The organism is Polaromonas sp. CF318 (assembly GCF_000282655.1).
GTDB lineage: Bacteria > Pseudomonadota > Gammaproteobacteria > Burkholderiales > Burkholderiaceae_C > Polaromonas.
This window is the reverse complement of the sequence record NZ_AKIV01000014.1, coordinates 1-23,412: the sequence shown is the minus strand read 5'-3', so window position 1 is coordinate 23,412 and position 23,412 is coordinate 1. Positions and strand designations below refer to the sequence as shown.

23 protein-coding genes and 1 pseudogene are annotated in these 23,412 nt (G+C 66.7%); 14 read left to right on the top strand and 10 right to left on the bottom strand.

The features are described 5' to 3' along the window. The 3 genes from PMI15_RS02080 to PMI15_RS02070 form a co-directional block, all read left to right on the top strand. On the top strand, positions 1-393 hold a 393-nt coding region (locus PMI15_RS02080; protein ID WP_036837169.1), incomplete at its 5' end, for a ComF family protein. A gap of 31 nt (positions 394-424) precedes the next feature. Then, a complete protein-coding gene (locus tag PMI15_RS02075; protein ID WP_007863141.1) occupies positions 425-901 on the top strand; it encodes a tRNA (cytidine(34)-2'-O)-methyltransferase in 477 nt (158 codons plus the stop codon). A 176-nt stretch (positions 902-1,077) separates the two neighbouring features. After that, positions 1,078-1,398, top strand: a complete 321-nt coding sequence (locus PMI15_RS02070; RefSeq protein WP_007863139.1) for a hypothetical protein — start codon at positions 1,078-1,080, stop codon at positions 1,396-1,398. Positions 1,399-1,419: 21 nt separating this feature from the next. Here PMI15_RS02070 and PMI15_RS02065 read toward each other — a convergent pair whose 3' ends face one another. Together PMI15_RS02065 and PMI15_RS02060 are read right to left on the bottom strand one after the other, a co-directional pair. Continuing rightward, on the bottom strand, positions 1,420-1,875 hold the full coding sequence (locus PMI15_RS02065) for a MaoC family dehydratase (RefSeq protein ID WP_007863137.1): 456 nt from the start codon (positions 1,873-1,875) through the stop codon (positions 1,420-1,422). Positions 1,876-1,926: 51 nt separating this feature from the next. After that, positions 1,927-2,544 carry a ParA family protein gene (locus PMI15_RS02060; RefSeq protein WP_007863135.1) on the bottom strand — a complete coding sequence of 206 codons (618 nt, stop codon included), beginning with the start codon at positions 2,542-2,544 and terminating at the stop codon, positions 1,927-1,929. A gap of 47 nt (positions 2,545-2,591) precedes the next feature. Here PMI15_RS02060 and PMI15_RS02055 point away from each other — a divergent pair, with 47 nt between their 5' ends. Together PMI15_RS02055 and kefC are read left to right on the top strand one after the other, a co-directional pair. Beyond that, positions 2,592-3,302, top strand: coding sequence for an NAD(P)H-dependent oxidoreductase (locus PMI15_RS02055; RefSeq protein WP_007863133.1), 711 nt, complete (start codon positions 2,592-2,594; stop codon positions 3,300-3,302). Next, on the top strand, positions 3,302-5,152 hold the full coding sequence (gene kefC, locus PMI15_RS02050; RefSeq protein ID WP_007863131.1) for a glutathione-regulated potassium-efflux system protein KefC: 1,851 nt from the start codon (positions 3,302-3,304) through the stop codon (positions 5,150-5,152). Before PMI15_RS02055 ends, kefC begins: the two co-directional genes overlap by 1 nt. 27 nt (positions 5,153-5,179) lie before the next feature. Here the strand turns inward: kefC and PMI15_RS25240 are convergent, their stop codons facing one another. From PMI15_RS25240 to PMI15_RS02020, 6 genes are all read right to left on the bottom strand, one after another. Next, a complete protein-coding gene (locus PMI15_RS25240; protein ID WP_007863129.1) occupies positions 5,180-7,513 on the bottom strand; it encodes a serine/threonine-protein kinase in 2,334 nt (777 codons plus the stop codon). A gap of 199 nt (positions 7,514-7,712) precedes the next feature. Then, complete coding sequence (locus PMI15_RS02040) at positions 7,713-8,603, bottom strand: adenylate/guanylate cyclase domain-containing protein (RefSeq protein WP_007863127.1); 891 nt, start codon at positions 8,601-8,603, stop codon at positions 7,713-7,715. A gap of 164 nt (positions 8,604-8,767) precedes the next feature. Further along, positions 8,768-9,523, bottom strand: coding sequence for a sulfite exporter TauE/SafE family protein (locus PMI15_RS02035; protein WP_007863122.1), 756 nt, complete (start codon positions 9,521-9,523; stop codon positions 8,768-8,770). 103 nt (positions 9,524-9,626) lie between these two features. After that, on the bottom strand, positions 9,627-10,829 hold the full coding sequence (pcaF, locus tag PMI15_RS02030) for a 3-oxoadipyl-CoA thiolase (protein ID WP_007863120.1): 1,203 nt from the start codon (positions 10,827-10,829) through the stop codon (positions 9,627-9,629). Between the two features lie 36 nt (positions 10,830-10,865). Beyond that, the gene (locus tag PMI15_RS02025; protein ID WP_007863118.1) at positions 10,866-11,516 is read right to left on the bottom strand and encodes a 3-oxoacid CoA-transferase subunit B; all 651 of its coding nucleotides are present in this window, start codon (positions 11,514-11,516) and stop codon (positions 10,866-10,868) included. Next, positions 11,513-12,229 carry a 3-oxoacid CoA-transferase subunit A gene (locus PMI15_RS02020; RefSeq protein ID WP_007863116.1) on the bottom strand — a complete coding sequence of 239 codons (717 nt, stop codon included), beginning with the start codon at positions 12,227-12,229 and terminating at the stop codon, positions 11,513-11,515. Before PMI15_RS02020 ends, PMI15_RS02025 begins: the two co-directional genes overlap by 4 nt. A gap of 113 nt (positions 12,230-12,342) precedes the next feature. On the opposite strand from PMI15_RS02020, the gene PMI15_RS02015 reads away from it, so the two are divergent. Further along, positions 12,343-13,146, top strand: a complete 804-nt coding sequence (locus tag PMI15_RS02015; RefSeq protein ID WP_007863115.1) for an IclR family transcriptional regulator — start codon at positions 12,343-12,345, stop codon at positions 13,144-13,146. Between the two features lie 199 nt (positions 13,147-13,345). Here PMI15_RS02015 and PMI15_RS02010 read toward each other — a convergent pair whose 3' ends face one another. Beyond that, on the bottom strand, positions 13,346-13,567 hold the full coding sequence (locus tag PMI15_RS02010; protein ID WP_007863113.1) for a hypothetical protein: 222 nt from the start codon (positions 13,565-13,567) through the stop codon (positions 13,346-13,348). 191 nt (positions 13,568-13,758) lie between these two features. Between PMI15_RS02010 and PMI15_RS02005 the strand changes: the two genes are divergently transcribed. Continuing rightward, positions 13,759-14,193, top strand: a complete 435-nt coding sequence (locus PMI15_RS02005; RefSeq protein ID WP_007863111.1) for a DUF1841 family protein — start codon at positions 13,759-13,761, stop codon at positions 14,191-14,193. Positions 14,194-14,246: 53 nt separating this feature from the next. On the opposite strand, the gene PMI15_RS02000 is transcribed toward PMI15_RS02005, so the two are convergent. Beyond that, complete coding sequence (locus tag PMI15_RS02000) at positions 14,247-14,900, bottom strand: cytochrome c (protein ID WP_007863110.1); 654 nt, start codon at positions 14,898-14,900, stop codon at positions 14,247-14,249. A 136-nt stretch (positions 14,901-15,036) separates the two neighbouring features. Between PMI15_RS02000 and PMI15_RS01995 the strand changes: the two genes are divergently transcribed. The 7 genes and pseudogenes from PMI15_RS01995 to PMI15_RS01965 form a co-directional block, all read left to right on the top strand. After that, positions 15,037-15,891 carry a MoxR family ATPase gene (locus tag PMI15_RS01995; protein ID WP_007863108.1) on the top strand — a complete coding sequence of 285 codons (855 nt, stop codon included), beginning with the start codon at positions 15,037-15,039 and terminating at the stop codon, positions 15,889-15,891. A 16-nt stretch (positions 15,892-15,907) separates the two neighbouring features. Beyond that, complete coding sequence (locus PMI15_RS01990; RefSeq protein WP_007863107.1) at positions 15,908-16,129, top strand: hypothetical protein; 222 nt, start codon at positions 15,908-15,910, stop codon at positions 16,127-16,129. Between the two features lie 28 nt (positions 16,130-16,157). Then, positions 16,158-16,934, top strand: coding sequence for a hypothetical protein (locus PMI15_RS01985; protein ID WP_007863106.1), 777 nt, complete (start codon positions 16,158-16,160; stop codon positions 16,932-16,934). Between the two features lie 31 nt (positions 16,935-16,965). Beyond that, positions 16,966-17,553: a GNAT family N-acetyltransferase gene (locus PMI15_RS01980; protein ID WP_007863105.1), complete on the top strand. Its 588-nt coding sequence runs from the start codon at positions 16,966-16,968 to the stop codon at positions 17,551-17,553. Between the two features lie 13 nt (positions 17,554-17,566). Further along, the gene (locus PMI15_RS01975; RefSeq protein WP_007863102.1) at positions 17,567-18,781 is read left to right on the top strand and encodes a VWA domain-containing protein; all 1,215 of its coding nucleotides are present in this window, start codon (positions 17,567-17,569) and stop codon (positions 18,779-18,781) included. Between the two features lie 119 nt (positions 18,782-18,900). Next, the gene (locus PMI15_RS25515) at positions 18,901-20,829 is read left to right on the top strand and encodes an autotransporter assembly complex family protein (RefSeq protein WP_007863100.1); all 1,929 of its coding nucleotides are present in this window, start codon (positions 18,901-18,903) and stop codon (positions 20,827-20,829) included. After that, positions 20,829-23,412: pseudogene (locus PMI15_RS01965) on the top strand (DUF490 domain-containing protein); the annotation flags it as partial. The gene PMI15_RS25515 and the pseudogene PMI15_RS01965, both read left to right, overlap by 1 nt.

The following is a 23,412-nucleotide window of genomic DNA, read 5'->3' as shown; positions in this document are numbered from 1 at the left end:
GTGTTCGGCGAACTGGAGCCGGAGGACTGGCTGCTGCCGATACCGCTATCGAACGAGCGCCTGCAGGCACGCGGCTTCAACCAGGCCTGGGCGCTGTGCGCGGCGCTGGCCCGGCAGACGCGGACCTCCGCCCGCCCCGACGCGCGGCTGCTGCTGCGCGTGCGGCACACCCGCCCGCAAAGCCAGCTCAAGCGCCAGGAGCGGCTGGCCAATGTCAAAGGCGCTTTCCAGGTCGACCCGCTGCGCGCCGCGGAACTGCGGGGCCGGCGCGTGCTGCTGGTCGACGACGTGATGACCAGCGGCGCCTCGCTGTACACCGCCGCGCAGGCCCTACGGGATGCGGGCGCCGCGCACATCACCGCCGTGGTGTTTGCTCGCACAGCCGCGGCCTAGAATCGCCGGCTCCGCTTCACCGGTCTCCCGCATGTTCAATATTGTTCTGGTCGAACCCGAAATCCCGCCCAATACCGGCAATGTGATCCGGCTGGCGGCCAATACCGGCTGCCGCCTGCACCTGGTGGAGCCCCTGGGTTTTTCGATGGACGACAAGCACATGCGCCGCGCCGGGCTGGACTACCACGAGTACGCGCAGCTGCTGCGTCACGCCAGCTGGCAGTCCCTGCTCGAAAGTGAGCAGCCACCCGCAGACCGCCTGTTTGCCATGACCACCCGGGGGTCGGCCAACCTTTATGAAACGCGCTTCCTGCCCGGCGACTGGCTGGTGTTTGGCGCGGAAACCCGCGGCCTGGCGCCCGAACTGCGGGAATCCTTCGCCCCGGGCCAACGCCTGAAACTGCCCATGCGGCCCGGCCAGCGCAGCCTGAACCTGTCCAACAGCGTGGCCGTCACGGTGTTTGAGGCCTGGCGGCAAAACGGTTTTGGCGGCGCGGCGCAAAGCTGACGACCGGCTGACGGCCCGGCGGCCGCCCACCCGCTACCGGCCCAAATTCCTTGCCAGAAGCTAGGTGAAAACCCTATTATTCGTCCTCCAAACTAAAGCGCGTGGATGCCGGCACCCGGCGATTCCGGCCTTATCTATCCCCATCGCCCAGTTCACAAGACTGGCAGGAGCCTTCTGTGAACACGGTTATCCAGCGTATCCTGGGCCTTGCGGCGCCCGCTTTTTCCGACTCGGGGCGACCGGTCAACCGCGTGCCGGTGGAACAGATCCGCGAAAGCCTGCTGGCCTTGCTGCACGACTGCCGCGACATGCGCACCCAGCGGCTCATCTACAAGGTCAATGTCGCCAAGACGCCGGCCGAGCTGTGGCTGCTGCGCAGCGACCTGCACCAATGCATTGCCCAGACGCACAGCCAGAGCGAGGCGGCCGAACGCATCAACAGCCTGATCGACGTGTTTGAAGGCTGGCTGCCGGCCGGCCAGCTGCTGCGGATCTAGGCTTTCCGGGCCTTTCGCGGCTCAGGGGTAGCGCCGCACCAGCGACTCGGCCACGCACACCGGCTTGGCCGAACCCTCACGCTCCACCGTCACTTCCCAGTTCATCTGCATGCCGGCGTTGTCTATCGCCTCGGCCGCCAGCAGCTTCATGCGCGCCCGCAGGCGGCTGCCCACCGGCACCGGCGCGGTGAAACGCACCTTGTTCAGTCCGTAGTTCACGCCCATACGCGAGCCGGTGATGTCAAAGGAGGACTCAAAAAAGCGCGGCAGCAGCGACAAGGTCAAAAAGCCGTGCGCGATCGGCCCGCCAAAGGGCCCGGTGGCGGCTTTTTCCACGTCGACGTGTATCCACTGGTGGTCGCCCGTGGCTTCGGCGAACAGGTTGACCTGCTGCTGGGTGATGGTGATCCAGTCGCTGACGGCGACTTCCTGGCCGGTGCAGGCGGCCAGCTCGGCCAGTGTTGCGAAGATTCTCATGCCGCCACTGTAGCGGCCCGGCCGCCCGGTCCTTGTCGGCTCAGCGACAAGTCAGCGTTCCAGCCACTCGCAGATGCCCTTCCACTGCTCCATGTCTTTTTCGACCCGGCTGGGCGCCACGTCGAACAGGGTCAGGCCGCGGGCCGCCAGGTGGATATAGTTCTGCGTGTCGCGCAGGTAGCCCAGCACCGGCAGCCCCAGGCCTTCGACAAAGCTGCGCAGCTTGTCGGCGGCGATGGTGCGCGCATCCACGCGCATGCCGACAATGCCCACCTGCATCTTGCCGGCGTGCTTGTGTTCGGCGAGCTGGTCCAGGAAAGTGCGCGTGGCGAAGATGTCGAACACGCTGGGCTGCAGCGGCACGATGACTTTGTCGGCCAGCTTGAGCACGTCGTTGAAGCGCCAGCCGTGCAGGCCGCCGGGGGTGTCCAGCACCACATGCGTCGTGCCCTTGGGCGGCTTGACGATCAGGTCGGCGTTGACGTCCCAGGTGGCGATCTGCCGGGCGGCCGGCGGGCGCAGGCCCAGCCACAGCCGCGAAGACTGCTGCCGGTCGGCATCCCCCAGCATGACCGTATGGCCCTGGCTGGCGAAAAATCCGGCAACGTTGGTGGCCAGCGTCGTCTTGCCGACGCCCCCCTTCGGATTGGCGATCACAACCACGGGCATGCGAATCTCCTTGTTATGGAAGCTTGCTTTTCCGCTATGGTAACGGCATGGACAGCCTTATCACAACCACTGACAAACCCACGGGCGATACGGCCAACACTGACATTTATGTCATTGCGGCCCATCCGGCCTGGCGCGAATCGCGGGTCAACCGCCCCTTGATGGAGGCCGCGCGAGCCTTGCCGCGTGTGCAGGTGCAAGACCTTTACTCGAGTTATCCCGACTACGCCATCGATGTTCCCAAGGAGCAGGCGGCCCTGGAACGCGCGCAACTGGTGGTGCTGCTTCACCCCATCCAGTGGTATTCCATGCCCCCGCTGCAAAAGCTCTGGCTCGACGAGGTGTTCAGCTACGGCTGGGCTTACGGCGAAGGTGACGGCAATGGCGACGAGAACAGCGGCCAGGGCCGGGCATTGCAGGGCAAGGACTTGTGGCTGGTCGCCACCACGGGCGGCCCCGAGGCCTCCTACCACCCGCAAGGCTACAACCGGTATTTTTTTGACGCCTTCCTGCCGCCCTATGAACAAAGCGCGGCCCTGTGCGGCATGCGCTTTTTGCCGCCCCTGGTACTGCACGGCGCCCACAGCGTGGACCGGCACACCGTGGCCGACCACGTCGCCACCTTCAGCCAGCGCCTGCAAAGCTATCCCGACTGGCCCGAGCTCGAGGACCTGGAACAATGCGCCGCCTGCGTCGTGCCCATGAGGGACCGGCTGGTCGAGCATGCAGCCGCGGCCAATGCCGGGGGAGCCGTCTGATGGAGCACGCGCCGACCTGGCTGGTCAACAGCTTTATCTATCTGGCGGCTGCCGTCGTCTCGGTGCCCCTGGCCAAAAAACTCGGCCTGGGCTCCATCATCGGCTACCTGGCCGCCGGCATCGCCATAGGCCCCTGGGGCCTGGGCCTGGTCACCAATGTGCAGGACATCCTGCATTTCGCCGAGTTCGGCGTGGTGCTGATGCTGTTCCTGATCGGCCTGGAGCTGGAGCCCAAGCGCCTGTGGAATTTGCGCCGGCCCATCTTCGGCTGGGGCAGCGCCCAGGTGCTGGGCTGCGCCGCCCTGCTGACCGGCGTGGCCATGGCCTTCGGCGTGGGCTGGCAGACGGCGCTGGTCGCCGGCCTGGGCCTGGCGCTGTCGTCCACCGCGATCGCGCTGCAGGCCATGGGCGAGCGCCACCTGATGCCGACGTCGAGCGGGCAGGCGGGCTTTTCCATCCTGCTGTTCCAGGACGTTGCGGCCATTCCCATCCTGGCGCTGCTGCCGCTGCTGGGCGCCATGGCCGGCGACAACGAGGCCGCCAGCCACAGCGGCCGGGCGTTTGAAGCGCTGAAGATCGTCGGCGCGATCGCCGCCATCATCCTGGGCGGCCGCCTGCTGCTGCGCCCGCTGCTGCGCTGGATCGCCAACAGCGGCACGCCCGAGATTTTCACGGCTGCCTCGCTGCTGCTGGTGGTCAGCATCGCGGCGCTGATGCAGTTCGTGGGTTTGTCCATGGCGCTGGGCGCCTTCCTGGCCGGCGTGCTGCTGGCGGAAAGCGAATACCGGCGCGAGCTGGAAACCGACATCGAGCCCTTCAAGGGCCTGCTGCTGGGGCTGTTTTTCATCGCCGTGGGCATGAGCATCGATTTCGGTGTGCTGTGGCGCTCGCCCGGCCTCATGGCCGTCATCCTGGCCGGTTTTCTGGGCCTGAAGCTGGCCGTGATCTACGGCCTGGCCAAGCTCATGAAGCTGCCCTTCCAGGAACGGCCGGTGTTTGCGGTGCTGCTGGCGCAGGGCGGCGAGTTCGCCTTTGTGGTGTTCCAGGCGGCCGCCGGGGCCCAGGTGTTTTCCGCCGAAACGGCTTCGCTGCTGATAGGCGCGGTGGCGCTGTCCATGCTGCTGAGCCCGCTGCTGCTGGTGGCCGTGGACAAGCTCTGGGTGCCGCGCTACGCCAACTGCAACCTGCCGCAGCTCGAGGAAATCTCCGAGCAGCAGGAAGCGCCCATCATCATCGCCGGCTTCGGCCGCTACGGCCAGATTGTGGGCCGCATGCTGCTCGCCCAGGGCGTCCAGGCCACGGTGCTGGACCATGACGCCGAGATGATAGAAACCGTGCGCGCCTTCGGTTACCGCGTCTTCTACGGCGACGCGACGCGCCTGGACCTGCTGCGCACCGCCGGCGCGGCCACCGCCAAGATTCTGGTGCTGTCGGTGGACGACATGGAGCAGTCGCTCAAGATCGTCGACATCGCGCGCGAGAACTTCCCGCAAATGCAGATCGTGGCCCGCGCGCGCGACGTCACGCACTGGAACGCGCTGCGCGACCGCGGCGTGATGCTGGTCGAACGGGAGGTCTTCGAATCCAGCCTGCGCAGCGCGCGCAGCGTGCTGGAACTGCTGGGCCAGCCGCCGCACGAGGCGCGCCAAGCCGCCATGCGTTTTCGCCGGCACAACCTCGAGCTGTTCGAACGCATGTACCCGCACCGCAAGGACCGCACCAAGGTCATCGCCGTGGCCACCCAGGGCCGGCTGCAGCTTGAGGAGCAACTGGCCCAGGAACGCCAGCAACAGGCGCAGCGCCGGCCCGCCGGCTGGTACGGCCAGCAGCAGCCGCCGGACGAGGAGTAAACCGGGGGGCGCCTGTCCCTTTGTGGGTCAGCGCCTGAGCTGCTCGGCCTCGCGCCGGCGCTGCTCCATCGCGCGGCGCTCCACGCAGACCGGGTGGTTGGTAAAGGCCGGCTTGGCGCACTGCTCGTTCATGCAGATCTGGAAGCCGATCAGCATGCGGTCTTCACAAGCCTGGCGCGGATTGCCGGCATTCGCGGACGGCGACGGTGCCGGGGCATGCTCGACGGCCGCGGGCGCGGTGGTGCTGCCGCCCGATTTGGCCTGCGCCGCCTGCTGTTTGGCCAGCCGCTCTTTCTCGAGGGCAGCCTTTTTGGCCGCGATGGCCTGCGCCGCAGCGGCCTTGGAGGCCGGGGACAGCGGCGCGGCCACGGCCGCGGTCGATGCCGCCGCAGCCGGTGCGGGTGCCGCTGCCGCTGCGGGCTGAGCCTGCGCGGCTTGCGCCGCCGGCTGGGGAACGGCCGGTGCCGCGGGCCGCGCCGGGCCGTCATCGGTCGCCGCGGCGACCGGCTGGGCAGCCGCCAGTGCCGGCACCTTCGGTTTCGACAGTTGCCTGACGCCTACGCCCAGAATGACCAAAGCCACCAAGGCGATCCCGCCCCACACCAGGTAAGGAGGAGGCGAGGCTGCGGACGCCTTCGCGGACGCGCCCGGCTCTGCGCTGCGGCGCTTTCGCGAGGACTCCGGCCTGGCCTCGGGCACGGCGGCCGCGGCGCTTGCGGCAGCGACGGGCGAGGCGTCGGCCTTGGTTTTTGCCTCGGCGGCCTCGAGCTGGACCGTCACAGGGCCGGCATCGCTGAACACGGTCTCCGGCCATTCAGAAGGTTCGCTCTGCGGCTGCGGCACGGCCGGTACCGGCGGCACGGCCATGACCGGCGCGCCCAGGCGCGTGGCATCCGGGTCGTCGGCTGCGGGGGCGGCCGGCAAGGGCGGGGGCGCCACCGGCGCCTGCGCCGCGGCTTCCTCGAGCGCCTTCCAGGCCAGGTCGGTCGCCGAGCCGGGATGGGTCACCCCAGGATTCGTCGCCCCGGGACTGCTCACCCCAGGATGGGTCACCGCGGGACGAGTGATCCCGGGGTTGGTGATCCCGGGGTTGGTCACGCCGGGGTTGGTCACGCCGGGGTTGGTCGCGTTGGGATTGGTCGCACCGGGGTTGGTCATACCGGGGTTGGTCATACCGGCGGCCGCGTCCTGGCCGGCCGGCCGCGGAACGATCAGCGTACCGGTGCCCAGGCGCCTGCCGATGTCGGAATCCTCCCCGCCCGGCACGCCCATCTTCTTGAGGCGGCGGCGGGCCAGGTCGGCATAGATGCCGGACGGGAACCTGGCGAGAAAGCCCTGGATGTCCTCGACGTCCATGGACTCCTTGATCTCTTTCCAGTAAACCAGCTCGAGCTCCTGCGTCACCATGGGGATGTCGGCGCTGGTGCCCGACTGCAGGCCGACGAGGGCTTCGCCGGCCAGCAGCGTGGAAGTCCAGGTCGAGTTGCTGCCCGGCCCCACCGGTATGGCCGGCGGCTGCACCGTGGTGTCGGCCGCTTCGCGGGCCGCGGCCTGCAGCGCCGTGAGAAAGTCCTGCGCGCTGGCGTAACGCTGGTCGCGCGACTTGGCCAGGGCCTTGGCCACCACCGCGTCGATCGCGGCGGGCAGCTTGGGGTTGAAGCTGCTGGGCGGCGCGGGCGTGTGGCCCACGATCTGCTGGATGGTCGCGAAATCGGTGTCGCCGTCAAAGGGCCGCTTGCCCGTGAGCAGCTGGTACAGCACGATGCCGGCGGCGAACAGGTCGGCCCGGGCGTCTATCGGGCGGCCCTGCACCTGCTCGGGCGACATGTATTTGAGCGTGCCCACCATGGAGCCCTGCGTGCGCGTGGCCTCGCCCGAATCCTGGATGCGCGCCACGCCGAAGTCGGTCAGCTTGACCCGCCCGCTGGTCTCTATCAGCAGGTTGGCCGGCTTGATGTCGCGGTGGACGATGCTTTGCCGGTGCGCGTACTCCAGCGCCGACAGCAGGTCGCCCATGATGCCCAGGGTCTGCTCCAGCGTGTAGAGGTTGCCCTTGTCCAGGTGGTGCTTGAGGTCGTCGCCGTCGACGAACTCCATCACCAGGAAGGCGATGTCGCCGTCGCGGTCGGAGTCGTAGACGCTCACGATGTGCGGGTGCTGCAGGCGCGCGGCGGAGCGGGCCTCGGTGCGAAAGCGCACCTCGTATTCGGCGGCCGCCTCCTCGGAGAGGTTTTCCACCTTGATGGTCTTGATCGCGACGCGCCGGTCCAGGTTCGGGTCGCGCCCCTCGTACACCAGCCCCATCGCACCCTTGCCGAGGACGTTGATCAGATCGTATCGGCCAAGTTTCTTGAGACTCATGAGGAGGTGGAATTGGGCGAGATGGGCTGAGGAGGCAAAAAAGGCGGGATGGCCTGCGGGCTACCCAAAGGCCCGGCTACGTCTTGAAACAAAAATCGATTCTAGCCTGCATCGCCGGACGGACAAGCCTCTGGAAAGCGTAACTTTTCCCGATGCGCCGCGCCTGTTGCGGCCCGTACACGCGGCCACGATCATGTTCTCAGGTACGGATGGCAAACGCGACCAGCGGCGCATTGTCGTCCGTGCGTTCGCAGCCCGGCACGATGTGGCCGCTGCCCACCAGGTAGCACTCGGTGCGGCGCAGCACCACGGCTTCGCTCTGGTTGCCCAGGTAGACCCAGGTGCCGTAGCTGGAGGCGTCGGTCAGCACGAATTGCCCGCCGCGCCACTCCAACGTGGCATGCATGCGCGAGACCCGCGGGTCGTTCAGGTTCAGCGCGGCATCGGCGCCCCTGCCCAGCGCCAGCTTGCTGCTTTTGGCGTCCAGCCTCAGGGTCTGGCCGGCAAAGCTCAGCTCGAGGAAGGCCTGGCTGGGCGAGGCGAACATGGAGCGGCCCGCCATGGTGGCGTCCTCGTCGCGCCCGGTCATCCATTCGACGCGGTAGACGTGGCTGGCTTCGGCCCGGCCGCGCAGGTACATGGGCCCCATGCTGCGCAGGGCGGCCCTTTGCACCGGCAACAGCGCGGTCCAGACGTTTTCGGTGGTGAGGATTTGCGCGGCGCCGGCCAGGTCGGCCAGGCGGGCGGCGGAATTCACGGTGTCGCCGAAACAGTCGCCGTCGATCTCGACCACTTCGCCCGATTCAATGCCCATCTGCATCTGCACCGGCGCGCCGCTGCCGCCGGGCTTGATGGGTTTTTCCTGCAGGCGCTTCTGGATGCTGATGCAGGCCGAGAGCGCGTCGCCCTCGTTGGGAAAGACGACGAACAGGCCATCGCCCAGCAGCTTGACGACCCGGCCCTGGTGTTGCTCGAAGACCTGGCTGAGCACGCCTATGAGCTGCGTCACGAAACGCGACGCGGTCTCATCGCCCAGCCGTTCAAACATGCTGGTGCTGCCCACAAGATCGGCAAAAACAACAGTGGTCATGAAAGAAGGGTCAGCCGCAGAGTAAGCATATTGTTCTCATGCTCGCGATTCTCACAGAAATTCGCGCAACGCAGGCGGGTAAAAGTCCCGGGTCTGGGCCCAAAACCCCGCGCGGCCAAGGGGGCTGGCTGGACGCGGCAGGCGAATCACGCTATGGGCAGCCTTCAGTGGAAGCCGTCCCAGAGCAGCTTGCACCCGGTGAGCAGCATACCTACATAAAGCAGGCGGTAAAACAACACCGGGCTGATGCTGCGCGCCATGCGCACCCCCATCCAAACGCCCAGCGGCGCCAGCGGCAGCAGGGCCAGCGAGGTCGCCATGTTGCGCAGGTCCAGCAGGCCCAGCCAGGCATAGGGAATCCACTTGGACAGGTTGATGACAAAAAAGAAGGCCGCCATGGTGGCGGTGAACTTCACCGGGCTCAGGCGCATGGGAATCACATAGGCGCTCAGCGGCGGCCCGCCGGCATGCGACACAAAGCTGGTGAAACCCGAGGTCACCGTCAGGATGGCGCCCAGCCAGCGCGGCGGCGGCGGGCTGTCGGGCCGGGGCGGGAACAGCAGGCGCTGCGCCAAAAACAACAAGGTGAATATTCCCACCAGGGCCGCAACGAGCTTGGCGTCCAGCAGCTTGAACAGCAAGGCCCCCACCAGCGTGCCCAGCAGGCCGAAGGGAACCAGAAACTTGAGGAACTTGAGATCGAAGTCGCGGCGAAAAGCCGCCAGCCCCAGCAGGTCCATCAGCAGCAGCACCGGCATCAGGATGGCGGCGGCCTGCGGCACCGTGACGGCCAGCGCCATCACCGGCACCGCCAGCGAACCAAAGCCCGCGCCGAAGCCGCTTTTGCTGACGCCCAGCATCAGCACGGCGGGAATCGCCACGGCGTAGAAAAAGGGGTCGGTGATCAGCGGGAAGCTCATGGCGTGTCTTTCGGTTTACCCAGGCCGTGGCGTACAGGCACAAGGAAAGAAAGGCGCCATGTTAGCCGCCGGCCGTCAATCCGGCAGCAGCACCTCATGCCGCTCAGACGCGCTCGAGGATGACCGCGATGCCCTGCCCCACGCCTATGCACATGGTGGCCAGCGCATAACGCCCGCCACTCTTGTGCAGCTGGTTGACCGCCGTGGTGGCCAGCCGCGCGCCCGATGCGCCCAGCGGGTGACCCAGCGCGATGGCGCCGCCGTTGGGGTTGACGCGCGGGTCGTCGTCCCGCACGCCCAGCAAACGCAGCACCGCCAGGCCTTGCGCGGCAAAGGCCTCGTTGAGCTCGATCACGTCCATCTGCGCCATCGTGAGGCCGGTGAGCGCCAGCACTTTCTGCGTGGCGGGCGCCGGGCCTATGCCCATGATGCGCGGCGCCACGCCGGCCGTGGCCATGCCGACAATGCGCGCCTTGGGTGTCAGGCCGTTTTTGGCGGCGGTGGCTTCATCGGCCAGCAGCAGAGCACAGGCGCCGTCGTTCACGCCACTGGCATTGCCGGCGGTCACCGTGCCGTCGGGGCGCACCACGCCCTTGAGCTTGGCCAGCGCCTCGAGCGAGGTCTCACGCGGGTGCTCGTCCTTGCTCACCACCATCGGGTCGCCCTTTTTCTGGGCAATCGTCACCGGTGTGATTTCGGCGTCGAAGTAGCCGGCCTTTTGAGCAGCCACGGCTTTGAGCTGGCTGGCCAGCGCCATCTTGTCCTGGTCTTCACGGCTGATCTTGTAATCGGTCGCCACGTTCTCGGCCGTTTCGGGCATGGCGTCGACGCCGTATTTTTCCTTCATCAGCTTGTTGATGAAGCGCCAGCCAATCGTCGTGTCGTAGACCGCGTTGGCGCGGCTGAAGGCGCTTTCGGCCTTGGGCATCACAAAGGGCGCGCGGCTCATGCTTTCCACACCGCCGGCGATCATCAAGGTGGCCTCGCCCGACTTGATGGCGCGCGCGGCCGTGCCCAACGCGTCCAGGCCGGAGCCGCACAGGCGGTTGATGGTGGAGCCCGGCACATCCATGGGCAGGCCGGCCAGCAGGGCCGCCATGCGCGCCACGTTGCGGTTGTCCTCGCCGGCCTGGTTGGCGCAGCCGTAGATCACGTCGGTGACGGCCTGCCAGTCGACATTCGGGTTGCGCGCCATCAGCGCCTTGAGCGGGATCGCGCCCAGGTCGTCGGTGCGCACGCTGCTGAGCGCGCCGCCGTAGCGGCCGAAGGGTGTGCGTATCGCGTCGCAGATAAAAGCTTGGGTCATGGTGTGTCTTTTCGAAGAGGGTGGAAATACCAGGCGTCAGGCGGCCGCGATCGGCAGGCCGACCAGTTTTTCAAGCTCGGCATGCGTGAGGCCGTCGACGGTATCTATGAGTTTCAGTCCCTGCGGTGTGCATTCGAGTGTCGCCAGGTCTGAGTAAACCCGCTTGACGCAGCCTATGCCGGTCAGTGGATACGTGCATTGGCTCACCAGCTTGCTGGCGCCCTGCTTGGTCAGCAAGTCCATCATGACCCAGGTCTGCCGCGCGCCTATGGCCAGGTCCATGGCACCGCCCACGGCCGGAATCGCGCCGGGCTCGCCGGTGCTCCAGTTGGCCAGGTCGCCGGTGGCCGAAACCTGGAAGGCACCCAGCACGCAGATGTCGAGGTGGCCGCCGCGCATCATCGCGAAGCTGTCGGCATGGTGGAAAAAAGCGCCGCCCTTGAGCAGCGTCACCGGCTGCTTGCCGGCGTTGATCAGGTCATAGTCTTCCTGGCCCTCGGCGGGCGCCGGCCCCATGCCCAGGATGCCGTTCTCGCTTTGCAGGATGACCTCTCGGCCGGCCGGCAAATGGTTGGCGACCAGCGTGGGCTGGCCTATGCCGAGGTTGACGACGGCCCCGTCAAAAATATCCTGCGCGACGCGGGCGGCGAGCTGGTCCTTGCTGCGGCGTTGGTAAGTCATGGTCATGCAGCCTTCTTCAAGCCGCCCGCTTGGGTGGCGATACGCGGGATCTTCACGACGTGGTGCACAAAAATGCCCGGCGTCACGATGATTTCAGGGTCAAGCTCGCCAAGCTCAACGATGTCATGCACGGTGGCAACGGTTTTCTTCGCCGCCGTCGCCATCACCGGGCCGAAGTTGCGCGCCGCCATGCGGTAGGTCAGGTTGCCCCAGCGGTCGCCGCGCTCGGCCTTGATAAGCGCCACGTCGCCGTGGATGGGCATTTCCAGCACATACTGCCGGCCGTTGATTTCGCGGGTTTCTTTGGCGCTGCCGTCGGCATTGCGGGCCAGTTCGGTGCCGTAGCCCGTGGGGCAGAAGAAGGCGCCTATGCCGGCGCCCGCGGCGCGAATGCGCTCGGCCAGGTTGCCCTGGGGCACCAGTTCCAGCTCCAACTTGCCGCTGCGGTACAGGCCGTCAAACACCTGGCTGTCGGCCTGGCGCGGGAAGCTGCAGATGATCTTGCGCACGCGGCCGGCCTTGAGCAGCGCGGCCAGGCCCACTTCGGCATTGCCCGCGTTGTTGTTCACCACCGTGAGGTCTTTGGCGCCCTGCGCTATCAGGCCGTCGATCAGCTCATTGGGAATGCCCGCGGTGCCGAAGCCGCCTATCAGCACCGTGGCGCCGTCTTTCACGTCCGCCAGCGCGTCGGCGACGGAAGCGGCAATCTTGTTGATCATTGAATCGTCTCCAGGAACGGCGGCCACGCCGATGAAGCATCGGCCGCCATCAAAATATTGTTCGCTATTAGAACAAGAGTTCGTATAATGAATTTTAGGAGATTTCGCTCACCATGGCAAACGCCGCATCCACGCCCACCACAGCCCACAAGCCGGGCGACGGCTATGTGCAGTCCTTCGCGCGCGGGCTGGAGGTCATACGCTCCTTCAGCGCCGACGCGCCGCGCCAGACGCTGACCGAAGTCGCCGGGCGCAGCGGCCTGAGCCGCGCGGGCGCGCGCCGCATTTTGCTGACGCTGGAAACACTGGGTTATGTCAGCAGCGACGGCAAGCTCTTCAGCCTCACGCCGCGCATCCTGGATTTGGGCTTTGCCTACCTGTCGTCCATGCCGATCTGGAACCTGGCCGAGCCGGTGATGGAAGCCCTGGTCGCCGAGGTCAAGGAGTCCTGCTCGGCCGCAGTGCTGGACGGCACGGACATTGTTTACGTGCTGCGCGTGCCCACGCACAAGATCATGAGCATCAGCCTGGGCGTGGGCTCGCGCCTGCCGGCTTACTGCACCTCCATGGGCCGCATGCTGCTGTCGGCCCTGCCCGAGGCCGAACTCATGAAGTGCCTGCAGGCCTCCACGCTGGAGGCGCGCACCAAATATACCGTGACCGACGTCAAGGAACTCGCGGCCAGGATCGCCCAGGTGCGCAAGCAGGGCTGGTCGCTGGTGAATCAGGAACTCGAGGAAGGTTTGGTGTCGATGGCGGCACCGATTACCAACCGCGCCGGCCAGACGGTGGCCGCCCTCAATATCAGCGGCCAGGCCAACCGCACCAGCGCCAAGGCCATGCAGGAGAGCATGTTGCCGCAGTTGCTGTCAGCAGCGAGCGCTATCTCGCGTCTGCTAAGCGTCCAGCGCAACTAGTGCCCGTTACGCGAATGATGCGAGGCAGATGGGGACACTTCATCTCCTCCACAGACCATTGGGGTCTTGTTTTCAATCTGCGTTCATCTGCGTCATCTGCGGATAAATTCTTCAAATCCGCAGATGACGCAGATTTACGCAGATTAAGTCATTCCGGTAACGCACCTGGAATACATAGCCTTAACACGCCCTGGCCAGATCAGCTTTTCTTGAAGCCCAAGACCAGGACGACGGCCCCCAGGACCACCGCGCCCAGGCTCAGCCACTGCGGAATGTTGACCGACTCTTTTTCCTTCACGGTCAGCTGTATGGGGCCTATCTTGGCGGCGGTGGTGTCCTTGGTGAAGCTGAAGCCGCCGGTGAAAAACCCGGCCAGGCCCAAAACAATCAGGACTATGCCTGTGATGCGTGCTGCGTTCATGGTGTTGATCTCCTCGCCGGGCTGTGAATGGTGAGAGTGGCCCCGCCCCGGAACTGCGCCACTCGCTGGTAGCAGCGTAGGCAGGGACGCGCAAACTGTCTGTAGGACGCAACCCGCGGCCCCTGTGGCCCAAGCGCTGAAAACAGGCACACACCGGCAGTGGAAAACCCCTGCGTGATACGCTTTCGCCCATGTTCACGCCCTCGCAAGCCGACGTCCGGCGCTTCTTCTGTTCCGTCTATGCCAAGGCCCGCGCCGGCCAGCCCATGGAGGCGATTGAAACCATCGCCAGCCAGTGGATTGAAGAGCACCCCGAATACCACCCGGACTTCGCCGATGCCGATGCCGCGCTCGAAAAAATGTACGACGTGGAAGCCGGCAAGACCAACCCGTTTCTGCACCTGTCCATGCACCTGTCCATCAGCGAGCAATGCTCCATAGACCAGCCGCGCGGCATACGCCAGGCCGTGGAACTGCTAACGGCCAGGCGCAACTCCCTGCATGATGCCCACCACGAAACCATGGACTGCCTGGGGCAGATGGTCTGGGAAAGCCAGCGCGCGGGACGCCCGCCTGATGGCGCGGCCTATATCGATTGCGTGCAACGCAGAGCCACTAAAGACTAGACAATAAAAAAGCCGCTGTTCCAGCGGCTTTTTTATGTGCGGGAGATCCCGGCTTAACGGAATTTCTTCTGCGGAATGGTCTTCAGGTCGCCGTCCACGGAGGCCAGGTAGTTGGCCAGTTGCTTGAGTTCGGCATTGGTGTACTGCTTGGCCATGCCGGCCATGATGGCGTTGCTGCGGCCAACCTTGGGGTTGTTTTCGGTCTTGTAGGCCTTGAGCGCCACGAACAGGTAGTCGGCGTGCTGGCCGCCGATCTTGGGGTAGGCCGGGTCAATCGGCTTGCTGAAGTTGTCGCCGTGGCAAGAGGCGCAATTGGCCTTGGCCAGCAGGGCCTTGACTTCGGTACTGGGCTCCCTGGCGGCCTTGGCCGCTTCGCCCGCGCCGTCGGCGCTGTAGTGGGCGGCGAGGTCGGCGATGTCCTGGTCGGTCAGCGAGTCGGCGATGGCGCGCATCGTCGGATGCTTGCGTTCGCCTTTTTTGTATTCATTGAGCGCGGCGGTGATGTATTTGGCGCCCTGGCCGGAAATCATGGGCACCTTGTAGACCTCGGGGAAAGAGGCCTGGTAGCCCTTGATGCCGTGGCAACCGATGCACATGGCATTCTTGGTTTCGCCGGCCTTGGCGTCGCCCTTGATCTCCTGGGCCAGGCTGGCAGCCGTCGCACAAGAGACAGCAACGGCGAATATCGTGGTGAACAGCTTATTCATTTTGCGCGCACAATCAGGTGGGGATTCATCGTATAAAACAACCTTGGATTATATCTGGGCCCGCCGCGGCCAGGCACCTGTTGCCGGCCAGGCCCCGCAAAAGCCCCCTCCACCTTCACCTCCCTGACCCAAGAACATGAAATTTCAAGGCTCAAAAAACTACGTCGCCACCCAGGACCTGATGCTCGCGGTCAACGCCGCCGCCGCCCTGAAAAAGCCGCTGCTGGTCAAGGGCGAGCCCGGCACCGGCAAGACCATGCTGGCCGAGGAAGTGGCCCAGTCCCTGGGCCTGCCGCTGTTGCAATGGCACATCAAGTCCACCACCAAGGCGCAGCAGGGCCTCTATGAATACGACGCGGTGTCGCGCCTGCGCGACTCGCAACTGTCCACCGTGGACGGCGGTGAGAAGGTCAAGGACATCCACAACTACATCGTTAAGGGCGTGCTGTGGCAGGCCTTCACCTCGGAAACGCCGGTGGCGCTGCTGATCGACGAGATCGACAAGGCCGACATCGAATTCCCCAACGACCTGCTGCGCGAAATCGACCGCATGGAGTTCTATGTGTATGAAACACGCGAACTCATCAAGGCCAGGCACCGCCCGCTGGTGTTCATCACCTCCAACAACGAGAAAGAACTGCCCGACGCGTTTTTGCGCCGCTGCTTCTTCCACTACATCAAGTTCCCCGACGCCGACACCATGAAGCAGATCGTGGATGTGCACTTCCCCGACCTCAAGAAAGAGCTGCTGACGGCCGCGATGAAAACGTTTTACGACGTGCGCAACCTGCCCGGCCTTAAAAAGAAACCCTCGACCAGCGAGCTGCTGGACTGGCTCAAGCTGCTGGTCGCCGAGGACATCCCGCTGGACGCCCTGCAAAGCAAGGACGACAAGGTCGCCGTGCCGCCGCTGGTGGGCGCGCTGCTCAAGAACGAGCAGGACGTGACCCTGTTCGAGAAGCTGGTTTTCATGCAGCGCAACAACCGCTGAAGCACAGGACCGATTCATGAACCAAAAATCCATGTTGCTCGAAGGCCTGTCCGACGCGGTCGGTTTTGTCGGCGGCGCCCTGCTGGGCTTCTGGGCCGGCCGCCTGCTGGGCCTGGACATTTTTGCGGACGGCTACGGCAACGCCGCCATAGGCGGCATCGTGCTGGTGGGACTGGGCGGCGGCGGCGGCTTGCAACTCGCACGAGCCTGGCGCGCCCGCCGCAAGAAGGCCGATTGACCCGCGGACACCTGACTGGGAGAACCCCATGCAACGCCCAACCGCCCCCTTGCGCCGCGCAGCCCTGCACAGCAGCTGCCTGGCCGCATTGCTGGCCCTGACGCTGCTCCCCGCCCCGTCCTATGCCTTCTGGGGCCTGCTCGGCAAGCTCGGCTCCGCTGCCGGCAAGGGCGCCGGCGCCGCAGGTGCCGCCGGGAAAGGTGCGGCCGGCGCGGCGGGCGTGGCCGGCGCTGTCGAGGTGACGCAGGGAGCCAATGCGGCGGCGAAGGCGGCGAAGGCCGCCGGCGCGGCGGAGCTGGGCGCGGGCGATGTGGCTGCCGCAGCCGGCGCCGCCGAACGCAACGCGGCGGCCGGCGCGATGAGCGCCGACGAACTGTCGCGCGCGGCAGGCCTGGGTAAGGCCGTGCCCGACGAAGTCACCGCCATGCTGACGGCGCCCGGCCGAAAACTCAGCGATGTGCCTGACGCCGGCACACGCTCCTGGCTATCCTTCCCGCGCAAACAGCTGACGGCGACGGATGCCGACCTGATGGTCCACGACTACGTGAGGCTGCTGGAAGGCCGGCCCGCCGCCGGGCCGCCGCCTCTGCGCGCCAAGGCCTCCCTCGAATCCGAGAAGGCCGCCGCCGCGCGGCCGGTGCCGCCGCACCGCCCGGCCGCGGATGTTCCTTGGCATGCCATGGAGCTGCTGGTGCGCGCGGCCCATGCCGGCCACGCCGGCGCCAGGAACGAACTCAACAGCCTGTGCCGGGACAATCCGCGCGGTCAGGCAGCCGCAGCCTGTGCCAGGCTGCGATCCACATGAACACACTGCTCAACAGGAAAAGGATTGCCGGATGGCCTTCGTAGAACCCGTCACTCTCACGGCGCGCGGCGTCAAGCTGGTCCCGCTCACGCTGGAACACGAGGCCGGCCTCAAGGCCGCGGCCGCCGACGGCGAGCTCTGGAAGCTGCGCATCACCTCCGTGCCCGAGCCGCATGAAACCCGCGGCTACATCGAAACGGCACTGGCCACGGCCAACCGCTTCGCTTTCGCGGTGACCGACGCGGCCAGCGGCGAAGTGCTGGGCACCACGAGTTTTCACGACATCGTGCCCGACCTCAAGCGTGTCGAGATCGGCTACACCTGGTACGCCGCGCGCTGCCAGCGCACCCACATCAACACCACCTGCAAGCTGCTGATGCTCACGCATGCCTTCGAGACCCTGGGCTGCAACATCGTGGGCTGGCGCACCGACAACTTCAACCACGCCTCGCAGCGCGCCATCGAACGCCTGGGCGCGCGCAAGGACGGCGTGCTGCGTGGCCATGCACTGCGCCGCGACGGCACCATACGCGACACCGTGATGTACAGCCTGGCCGCCGGCGAATGGCCGGAGGTCAAGGCACAGCTGTTGTACCTGCTGGACAAACCTCGAGCCTGAAGCGAGTTTTCCCATGCTCATCGATTTTTTCTACACCCTGCGCTCGGCCAAGCTGCCGGTCTCCGTCAAAGAATACCTGATGCTGCTCGAGGCGCTCGAGGCCGGCGTGGTCGGGCCCAACAGCGACAAGCTTGAAGCGCACGAAGGCGAAGGCGCCTGGAAGATCGACGACTTTTATTACCTGAGCCGCACGGTGCTGGTGAAGGACGAAAAAAACTACGACAAGTTCGACCGCGCCTTTGCCGCCTACTTCAAGGGCGTGGAAATGCTGGCCGACTTCACGAAAGACATCCCGCTCGAATGGCTGCGCAAAAACCTCGAGCTTGAGCTGAGCCCCGAGGAAAAAGCCAAGATCGAAAAAATGGGCTGGGACGAGCTCATGGAAACGCTCAAAAAGCGTTTTGAGGAACAGAAGGAGCGCCACGAAGGCGGCAGCAAATGGATAGGCACGGGCGGCACCTCGCCCTTCGGCGCCAACGGCTTCAACCCGCAGGGCATACGCATAGGCCAGGAAAAAAGCCGCAACAAGAGCGCGGTGAAAGTCTGGGACCAGCGCGCCTACAAGGACTACGATGACACCCAGGAGCTGGGCACGCGCAACATCAAGGTCGCGCTGCGGCGCCTGCGCAAGTTCGCGCGCCAGGGCAATGCCGAAGAGCTGGACCTGGACGACACCATACGCTCGACCGCGGCCAATGCCGGCTGGCTGGACATCAAGATGGTGCCCGAGCGCCACAACAACGTGAAGGTGCTGCTGCTGATGGACGTGGGCGGCACCATGGACGAGCACATCCACCGCGTCGAGGAAATGTTCTCGGCCGTCAAGGCCGAGTTCAAGCACCTGGAGTTCTATTACTTCCACAATTGCGTCTACGACTTCATGTGGAAGAACAACCGCCGCCGCTTCAGCGAAAAATTCCCGACCTGGGACATCATCCGCAAGTACAACAAGGACTACAAGCTCATCTTCGTCGGCGACGCGACCATGAGCCCCTATGAAATCCTGCAGCCCGGCGGCAGCGTGGAATACAACAACGAGGAAGCCGGCGCCGAATGGATGCAGCGCCTGACCAACGCCTTCCCCAAGTTCGCCTGGATCAATCCCGAGCCGCAAGGCGTCTGGCAGTACCGGCAAAGCATTGGCGTGATCCAGCAGCTGGTCAACCAGCGCATGTACCCGCTGACGATCAAAGGCCTCGAGGAAGCCATGCGAATGCTCTCCAAATAAGAGCCGGCCTCCTACGCGAGCCCCAGGGGTGCTCAAGTAAACTGCCCCCGTGACCCACCCCAGTACCCGTACCCACAGTACCCACTGCGCACGGACGGCCACCCCGGCAGGACTGAGCAATGCCTAGCGCCGGTTTCATCCCTGCTTCCGCCCTCCTTGCAATCCTGCTGGCGCCCCTGGCCGGTGCGCAGACGGCTGCGCCCGCGGGCAGCACCTCGGCGCCGCCTTCCACTGTCACGCAGACCGCGCCGGCCCCGCCACCACCGCCTGAAAAAGTCTCGCCCGGCCCCACGCCGGAGGGCGCCACGGGGCCCACCAGCGCCCAGCCCGAAGTCAGCGCCTTCGACATCGCGGTGCGCGCGCCCCAGCCCCTCAAGGACCTGCTCGACAAACACCTGGAGCTGCAGCGCTACCGCGCCGTGACCGACCTCGACGAGGCCGAACTCGCGCGCCTCATCGTGCTGGCCGAGCGCAATGTGCGCAACCTGGCCGGCACGCTGGGCTACTTCAGCCCCAGCATCACCATCACGCGCGAAGGCGCGGCCGGCCAGAAGCCGACCATTGTGGTCGCCGTGGAGCCCGGCCAGGCCACCACCGTGGGCGCGGTGGCGATCGACTTCGCGGGCGACATCGCCGACTCCCCCGATCCCGCCGCGAAAGCCCAGCGCGAGGGGATAGAGCGCGACTGGCGCCTGCCCGCGGGCCAGCGTTTCACCCAGGACGCCTGGGACGGCGCCAAGACCCAGGCCCTGCGCGAGCTGGTGGCGCGCCGCTACCCGGCCGGCAAGCTGGCCGACAGCCTGGCCGACGTGGACGCGCCCGGGCACAGCGCGGCACTCAGCCTCAAGCTCGACTCCGGCCCGCTCTACCGCCTGGGCCCCTTGCAGGTCAGCGGCGTGGAGCGCTACGACCCGGTGCTGGTGCCGCGCCTGGCGCGCCTGACCCCGGGCACGCCTTATGACCAGAACCAGCTGAACGAGGCACAGCTGCGCCTGGCCTCCAGCGGCTACTTCGATTCGGCCTATATCTTTGTCGACCCCGAAAGCGACCCGCAGGCCGCGCCCGTGCAGGTGCAGGTGCGCGAAGCCAGGCTGCAAAAAGTCATCCTGGGCGTGGGCGTCACCACCGACAGCGGCCCGCGCGCCTCGGTCGAGCACACCCACCAGCGCGTGCCGGGCACCAACTGGCGCGCCGTCACCAAGCTGCAGCTTGAAAGGAAGGCACCCTACGCGCAGACCGAATGGACCTCCATTCCCGACGAATCCAACTGGCGCTGGGTGGCCTTGGCGCGCGCCGAGCGCGTCGACGACGACGACCTGGTCACGCGCTCCAGCCGCCTGCGCTTCGGCCGCACCCAGGCCGGCGATCGCATAGACCGCAATATGTATGTGCAGTACGACAGGGCCAGCGTCAGCGGCAGCGGCCAGCTCAACAGCAGCGCCGCCGACATCGGCGACGGCTCGGCCCTGTCGGTCAACTATGTCTGGACCGGCCGCTATTTCGACAACCTGCCCTTCCCGAACAAGGGCTACGGCCTGGGCTTTGAACTCGGCGGCGGCAGCACGATGGGCACGCAGCACCTGCCCTTCACTCGCGCCGTGGGCCGCTGGCTGGGCATCATGCCGCTGGAGCGCGGCCGCATCGCGATGCGCGCCGAGGGCGGCGCGGTGCTGGCGAAAGACTCGGCCCGCATTCCCGGCACCCTGCTGTTTCGCACCGGCGGCGACACCACGGTGCGCGGCTACGGCTACCGCGACATCGGCATCAAGCTGGACAACGGCGTCATAGGGCCGGGCCGCTACATGGCCGTGGGCAGCGTCGAATACCAGCGCCCCATGCTGCGCGACGGCCGGCCCAGCGAGTGGGAGAACACTTTTTTCATCGACGCCGGCGCCGTGGCCGACAACCCCAAGGACATGAAGCCCTCCGTCGGCATAGGCACGGGCGTGCGTTGGCGAAGCCCCATAGGCCCGCTGCAGATGGACGTGGCCTACGGCATCAAACCCAAACAGCTGCGCCTGCATGTCAGCGTGGGATTTGTTTTCTGATGGACGCATCCACCACGCCCACCCAACCCGTTCGCCCGCCGCGGCGCCGGCTGCGCGCCGCGGCCTGGGCCGCAGGCAGCGTCGTGGCACTGGCCGTCGCCGCGACAGGTGGCGCCTGGTGGTGGGCCGGCACCGATGGCTCACTGGCCACCGCGCTCGGCTGGATGGCGCGCTCGCAGCCGCTGGGCGCCGAAGGTGTCACAGGCTCCCTGCGCGCCGGCGGCCGCGTTGAACAGCTGGTCTGGCAACAAAACGGCCTGCGTGTGGAGGTGCGCGAGTTCACGCTGGCCTGGCAGCCCTGGTCGCTGTTGCAGGGCACACTCAAGGTCAATCGCCTGGCCGCCGTCGGCGTGCGGGTCGACGACCAGCGACCCCCCTCCACCGAGCCCTCGGTGCCACCCTCGGCGCTCGGCTTGCCGCTGCCGGTGCTGCTCGAAGGTTTCTCCATCGGGCAATTTCAATGGCGCGGCGGCGCGGACTTTTCCGCATCGGGCATACACGGAAACTATTCGTTCAACGGTTTTTCGCACCAGCTTGAACTGCTGGGTGCGCAGGTCGCGCAAGGGCGCTACAGCGGCAAGGCCACACTCGCCGCGCACGGCAAGCTGCAGCTCGACGCCAGCCTCAACGGCGCGCTTGACGCAGCCCTGCCCGGCGGCAAGACCAGGGTGCCGCTGGCCTTCAAGGCCACAGCCAAGGGCCCGCTCACCGAACTGCTGCTCAAGGCCGAGCTGCAAATGGAAAACGCCGCCGCGCAAAAAAAACAGCCGCAACCCCAGGCCAGCGCCACGGCCCGCGTCATGCCCTGGGCCGCGCAACCGTTGCCGCAGGCCGATGCGACATTTCGCGACCTCGACATCGCCGCCTTCTGGCCCGACGGGCCGCAAACCCAGCTCACAGGCAGTGCCGGTGTGCGGCCGGCGGACAGCGCTCCGGTGTCATCCCTTTCCGCCTGGGGCTTGCAACTGCAGCTCACCAACAGCCAGCCCGGCCCCTGGGATCAGCACAAGCTGCCGCTGGAACGCCTTGAGGCTCAGGGCGAATGGCGCGGCGGCGCGGCCCTGGTGCGCACGCTCAAGGCCAGGCTGGGCGGCGGCGAGCTGCTGGCCAGCGGCGAATGGGCCGATGCGCCGGCGAAGGCTGCCACGGCCAAAACCCCCGCCTGGAAAATGCAAGCCAGCCTGCAACAGGTCAACCCCGCTCTTTTGCACAGCCAGCTCGCACCCCTGCCGCTGGACGGCAAGGCCCAGGCCCACAGCCAAGGGGAGCGAGGCGAGGCCATCACGTTTGACGCGAACCTGCAGGCGGCGCGCAACGACGCCGCCAGCGCCAAGAACCATCCCCTGGGCGCGCTGCGCCTGCGCGACGCCAGCGCCACCGGCAGCTGGAACAGCGAGCAAGCCGGCGGCACCCTGCTGCTTTCAGCCCTGCGCGTGCGCAGCGACGACGCTGAACTCAGCGGCAACATCGAAGCCCAGCCCGCGGCCCAAGGCGGCAAAGGCAAGCTCACACTCACCGCGCCCGGGCTGGATGCGCAAGTGCAAGGCGAGCTGCGCCCCGCCAGCGGCAAGGGCGACATCAGCCTGCGCGGCCGCGACATGGCCCAGGCCCTGCGCTGGCTGCAAAAGCTGCCCGGCATGCCCGCCTCGCTCAAGTCCGCCTCGGCAACCGGCAGCGCCGAACTGCAGGCCGGCTGGCAAGGCGGCTGGCAGGACCCGGCCCTGCAGGCGCGGCTGGACCTGCCCTCGCTGGACTGGCGCATGGCGGCATCAACGCCCGCTGCCGCCGCGGCCACCACCAAAGACGCTGGGTTGATCAAAATCCGCGCCTTCCAGTCCACACTCTCGGGCCGCTTGAGCCAGGCCCAGCTCGACACCCAGGGCCGCGTGGAAGCCGGCGCGCGCCGCTACACCCTGCAGCTCACGGCCCAGGGCGGGCGCGGCGGCGCGGCGCGCGGCACGCCGCTGGCCGACTCGCCCTGGCAAGGCCTGCTGCAGCAGCTGAACCTTGGCGTGCAGGATCCCGCATTGGGCACAGGCGCCTGGCAGCTCAAGACACGCGGCGCCGTGCCGCTCAAATGGACACCCGCGCGCAGCGGCGGCGCGTTTGAAAGCGGCGCCGGCGAGGCGCTGCTCATCGCACCTGCTTCCGGCAACACAACACCCTCACAGGCCACACTCGCCTGGCAACCGCTGCGCTGGCGGCCGGGACGTGAACTCGTCACCGCCGGCAAACTCAGCGGCCTGCCCCTGGCCTGGATAGAACTTTTTGCCGGCCCGCAAATGGCCGGCGCCGGCCTGGGCGGCACCCTGCTGCTGGACGGCGACTGGGACGCCACGCTGGGCGACACCCTGCGCCTCAAAGCCAGCCTGGCGCGCAGCAGCGGCGACATCACGGTGCAGGCTGAAACCGCGCAAGGCACCTCGGCGCGCGTCGCGGCCGGCGTCAAGGAGGCGCGGCTCTCGTTGCAAAGCGAAGGCGAGGCCGTCACCCTGGCCCTGCGCTGGGACAGCGAACGCGCGGGCACGGCCGACGGCCAGCTGCGCACGCGCCTGGCGCGCGCGCCCGCCGCGGCCGGCGGCG

Excerpts from the sequence above, each read along its gene's own strand:
- PMI15_RS02075 (WP_007863141.1), top strand. The coding sequence starts at position 425 with ATGTTCAATATTGTTCTGGTCGAACCCGAAATCCCGCCCAATACCGGC.
- PMI15_RS02065 (WP_007863137.1), bottom strand. The coding sequence starts at position 1,875 with ATGAGAATCTTCGCAACACTGGCCGAGCTGGCCGCCTGCACCGGCCAG.
- PMI15_RS02060 (WP_007863135.1), bottom strand. The coding sequence starts at position 2,544 with ATGCCCGTGGTTGTGATCGCCAATCCGAAGGGGGGCGTCGGCAAGACG.
- PMI15_RS02055 (WP_007863133.1), top strand. The coding sequence starts at position 2,592 with ATGGACAGCCTTATCACAACCACTGACAAACCCACGGGCGATACGGCC.
- kefC (WP_007863131.1), top strand. The coding sequence starts at position 3,302 with ATGGAGCACGCGCCGACCTGGCTGGTCAACAGCTTTATCTATCTGGCG.
- PMI15_RS25240 (WP_007863129.1), bottom strand. The coding sequence starts at position 7,513 with ATGAGTCTCAAGAAACTTGGCCGATACGATCTGATCAACGTCCTCGGC.
- PMI15_RS02040 (WP_007863127.1), bottom strand. The coding sequence starts at position 8,603 with ATGACCACTGTTGTTTTTGCCGATCTTGTGGGCAGCACCAGCATGTTT.
- PMI15_RS02035 (WP_007863122.1), bottom strand. The coding sequence starts at position 9,523 with ATGAGCTTCCCGCTGATCACCGACCCCTTTTTCTACGCCGTGGCGATT.
- pcaF (WP_007863120.1), bottom strand. The coding sequence starts at position 10,829 with ATGACCCAAGCTTTTATCTGCGACGCGATACGCACACCCTTCGGCCGC.
- PMI15_RS02025 (WP_007863118.1), bottom strand. The coding sequence starts at position 11,516 with ATGACCATGACTTACCAACGCCGCAGCAAGGACCAGCTCGCCGCCCGC.
- PMI15_RS02020 (WP_007863116.1), bottom strand. The coding sequence starts at position 12,229 with ATGATCAACAAGATTGCCGCTTCCGTCGCCGACGCGCTGGCGGACGTG.
- PMI15_RS02015 (WP_007863115.1), top strand. The coding sequence starts at position 12,343 with ATGGCAAACGCCGCATCCACGCCCACCACAGCCCACAAGCCGGGCGAC.
- PMI15_RS02010 (WP_007863113.1), bottom strand. The coding sequence starts at position 13,567 with ATGAACGCAGCACGCATCACAGGCATAGTCCTGATTGTTTTGGGCCTG.
- PMI15_RS02005 (WP_007863111.1), top strand. The coding sequence starts at position 13,759 with ATGTTCACGCCCTCGCAAGCCGACGTCCGGCGCTTCTTCTGTTCCGTC.
- PMI15_RS02000 (WP_007863110.1), bottom strand. The coding sequence starts at position 14,900 with ATGAATAAGCTGTTCACCACGATATTCGCCGTTGCTGTCTCTTGTGCG.
- PMI15_RS01995 (WP_007863108.1), top strand. The coding sequence starts at position 15,037 with ATGAAATTTCAAGGCTCAAAAAACTACGTCGCCACCCAGGACCTGATG.
- PMI15_RS01990 (WP_007863107.1), top strand. The coding sequence starts at position 15,908 with ATGAACCAAAAATCCATGTTGCTCGAAGGCCTGTCCGACGCGGTCGGT.
- PMI15_RS01985 (WP_007863106.1), top strand. The coding sequence starts at position 16,158 with ATGCAACGCCCAACCGCCCCCTTGCGCCGCGCAGCCCTGCACAGCAGC.
- PMI15_RS01980 (WP_007863105.1), top strand. The coding sequence starts at position 16,966 with ATGGCCTTCGTAGAACCCGTCACTCTCACGGCGCGCGGCGTCAAGCTG.
- PMI15_RS01975 (WP_007863102.1), top strand. The coding sequence starts at position 17,567 with ATGCTCATCGATTTTTTCTACACCCTGCGCTCGGCCAAGCTGCCGGTC.
- PMI15_RS25515 (WP_007863100.1), top strand. The coding sequence starts at position 18,901 with ATGCCTAGCGCCGGTTTCATCCCTGCTTCCGCCCTCCTTGCAATCCTG.